This is a genomic window from Mesorhizobium sp. M1252 (genome assembly GCF_040318265.1).
Taxonomy (GTDB): domain Bacteria; phylum Pseudomonadota; class Alphaproteobacteria; order Rhizobiales; family Rhizobiaceae; genus Mesorhizobium.
In genome coordinates, this window is the sequence record NZ_JAMYLX010000042.1 from 1 (window position 1) to 3,101 (window position 3,101).

Sequence of the window (3,101 nt, forward strand, 5' to 3'; positions counted from 1 at the left end):
CTCGAACCACTCCAAAACCCCTTCGGGCCAAAAGTGTTACCCATGTCTCCGATATAAACCGTAACCTATGTGTCCGGAATGGACCGACGTGCCTTGGCTGGGGAACCTGGATTCGAACCAGGACTAACGGAGTCAGAGTCCGTGGGTCTACCGTTAACCTATTCCCCAGCAGGCGCTGTCGCGCTGGTGGGCCGCCGAAGCAGCCGCGCGTGCCTTGTAGCCGCCGCCGGAAAATAGTCAAGCCTGCGTTGCATTTCAATCTCGGTGTTTCATCAGCCAATTGCGCCAGGCGGGCGCTGTCGCCCGGCGCGACCTCAACTGTCCGTCCGGCTGTATTGCGAGTGCTCGAAGAACAGCACCACGCCGAGCGCGATCAGCAGCGGGATGATCAGGTAGAACAGCCGGAACACCAGAAGTGCCGCCAGCACGCCGACCGGGTCCATATCAGACAGTCCGGCGAGGAACACGACCTCGAACACGCCGAGCCCGCCCGGCGCGTGCGAGATCTGCGCAACCGAGAACGACACCAGGAACACGCCGAGGATGACGAAATAGCCGGGATTGCCGGCAACGGGCAGGGCAAAGAAGATGATCGCCGCCGCCGCCAGAAGCTCGATCGGGCCGATCAGCAATTGCCGCGCCACGATCGGCAGCGCCGGGTAGTGCAACTGGAAGCCGGCGATTTTCAGCGGCTTCAGATGCAGCCAGCTGCCGAAGATGTAGGCGCCGACCAGGATCAGCAAAGCGATGCCAGCGGCGATCGCCAGGCCGTGGTGCGGGGCGCCGGAAAAGCGGTCGATGATTGCAGGCTCGAACACCAGCACCAGCCCGCCGACCAGAATGCTGGAGAGCACGAAGGTGATCCAGCAGATCGCCACCAGAATGCCGACGTCCTGGCCGGTCAGCCCCCTGGTGCCGTAGGCGCGGTAGCGGATCACGGCGCCCGAAAACACCGAGCCGCCGATATTGTGCGACAGCGCGTAGGTGGTGAAGGAGCAGAAGGTGACGAACAGCCACGACACTCGTCTGCCGATATGCAAGAGCGCGATGTGGTCATAGCCGGCGAGCGAGGCATAGGCGACCACCGAGCTCAGTGCCGCAAGCATCCAGCCGCGCGTCGGGATGGCGGATATGCCGTCCCAGACATCGTCGATCGAGATGCCGCGCAGTTCATGCCACAGCAACAACAGCGACCCGATGACCGCCGCGACACCGATGACCGGCCACAGATAGCGCTTCCAATTCGTGGCCCCCCAATTCATGGAGTTGTCGTCATGTGTTGCTGCCCATCGCCCAGGCGGGCGTTAAAACGTCCGCGATTCACCAATTCCCCCTCATTTCAGAAATGCCTCATTGAAGCCGGCTATTCAACCGGCAAGGGTGAGCAGCCGGTTCGCCAACGGCGAATTCGCCGTGCCAGTGGCAAGATGAAAGGCTAGCGAACGCCGGGACGCTGCAAAGCAGGGGGGATCTGGCAGGACGCAGCCGGCAAAATTTGAGTCCTTGCTCTTGGTGATCCGGTCCGGCGCTGCTACTCTGGCGGCAACTTAAAAGATTGAAGCGCCTGCTGCGTCCGGTTTTCCGGTTCGCGCGGCGCCGGAAGGAACTGAAGTGGAAGACCACGACACCGGCGCTGGCGCGCCGGAAGTGGGCGTGTCCAGGGCTTCGCCGCCATCAGGCGGGCCAAGCCCATCCGCCGGGCGGCCCCGCCAGGCGGGGCCCCAGTCCGGCAACGGACAGGCCGGCGACGCCCAGCATCAGCGCGGCAAGGCGAGAAAGCGGCGCAAGCGCCGGTGTGGGCGCAAGGTTTTTGCGCGCGACGACAGCCCTCTCGCAACGGCCGCGGCGGTCGGTGCGCCGGCCTCCGTCGGCCCGGCCGCTCCAGCGCCCGTGCCTTTGCCCTCGGCCCCACAACCCCGACCGGAACAGCCCATGCATCGGCCGCCGATGCAGGAACTGCCGGTGTTTGCCGCGCTCGATCTCGGCACCAACAATTGCCGGCTGCTGGTCGCGGTGCCGCAACGCCATGGCCAGTTCCGCGTCATCGACGCCTTCTCGCGCATCGTCAGGCTGGGCGAGGGGCTGACCGCCAATGGGCACCTGAGCCAGGCGGCGATGGACCGCGCCGTCGAGGCGCTGAAAATCTGCGGCGACAAATTGCGCAACCGCAAGATCAGGAAAGCCCGGCTGATCGCCACCGAGGCCTGCCGCACCGCCGATAATGGCGTCGAATTCCTGCAGCGCGTCGAACGAGAGGCGGGGTTGAAGTTGGAAATCATCGATCGCCAGACCGAGGCGCGGCTTGCTGTATCCGGCTGCGGCTCGCTGGTCGAGCGCGACACGCAAGGCGTGGTGCTGTTCGACATTGGCGGCGGCTCGTCCGAAATCGCGCTGATCGACCTCACCGGCCAGCGCTCGCCGCGGCTTGCCAACCACATCGTGTCGTGGACGTCGCTGCCGGTCGGCGTTGTCTCGCTGGCCGAGCGTTTTGGCGGCCGCACGGTGACGCGCGAGATCTTTGCCGCCATGGTCGAGGATGTCGCGGTGCGGCTGAAGTCGTTCGACGGCCGCGATCGGCTGAGCCATGTGCTGGCCAGCCCGAAATTCCATCTGCTGGGCACATCCGGCACGGTGACGACGCTGGCCGGCGTCCATCTCGACCTCGAACGCTACGACCGGCGCCGCGTCGACGGGCTGTGGATGGACCGCGACAGCGTCGACCGCATGGTCGAAAAACTGGTCGGCTGGGATTTCCAGCAGCGCTGCGCCAACCCGTGCATCGGCGCCGACCGTGCCGACCTGGTGCTGGCCGGCTGTGCTATCCTGGAAGCCATCCGTGCGGTGTGGCCGTCGGAGCGGCTGCGCGTCGCCGACCGGGGCTTACGCGAAGGCATTTTGAGCGAGCTGATGGCCGATGACGGCGTCTGGCGCAACAGTGGGCGGGGCCGAGCATGATCCGCATTGCTTTGGTGAACGGTCGACCCCCACCCCGGGGGGGGGGGCGCCCGAACCCAAACCCCCCCCGGCGGGGGAAGGGAGCGGGGCGCAAAAAGGAGAACCCCGCCCGGGAAAGCATAGAGTAAAAAAAAAAAAACCCCCCC

2 protein-coding genes and 1 tRNA gene are annotated in these 3,101 nt (G+C 65.4%); 1 reads left to right on the forward strand and 2 read right to left on the reverse strand.

Annotated elements, in window-relative coordinates; genetic code table 11:
* Positions 1 to 94 precede the first annotated feature (94 nt).
* A tRNA-Gln gene (locus NKH22_RS31375) sits at positions 95 to 168 on the reverse strand.
* Between the two features lie 146 nt (positions 169 to 314).
* A complete protein-coding gene (locus NKH22_RS31380) occupies positions 315 to 1,262 on the reverse strand; it encodes a lysylphosphatidylglycerol synthase domain-containing protein (protein WP_023736455.1) in 948 nt (315 codons plus the stop codon).
* Between the two features lie 349 nt (positions 1,263 to 1,611).
* On the opposite strand from NKH22_RS31380, the gene NKH22_RS31385 reads away from it, so the two are divergent.
* Entirely contained in the window at positions 1,612 to 2,955 is a 1,344-nt protein-coding gene (locus NKH22_RS31385) for a Ppx/GppA phosphatase family protein (protein WP_352912424.1), read from the forward strand.
* Positions 2,956 to 3,101 lie beyond the last annotated feature (146 nt).

Coding starts and splice junctions, on each gene's coding strand:
- NKH22_RS31380 (WP_023736455.1), bottom strand. CDS start 1,262: ATGAATTGGGGGGCCACGAATTGGAAGCGCTATCTGTGGCCGGTCATC.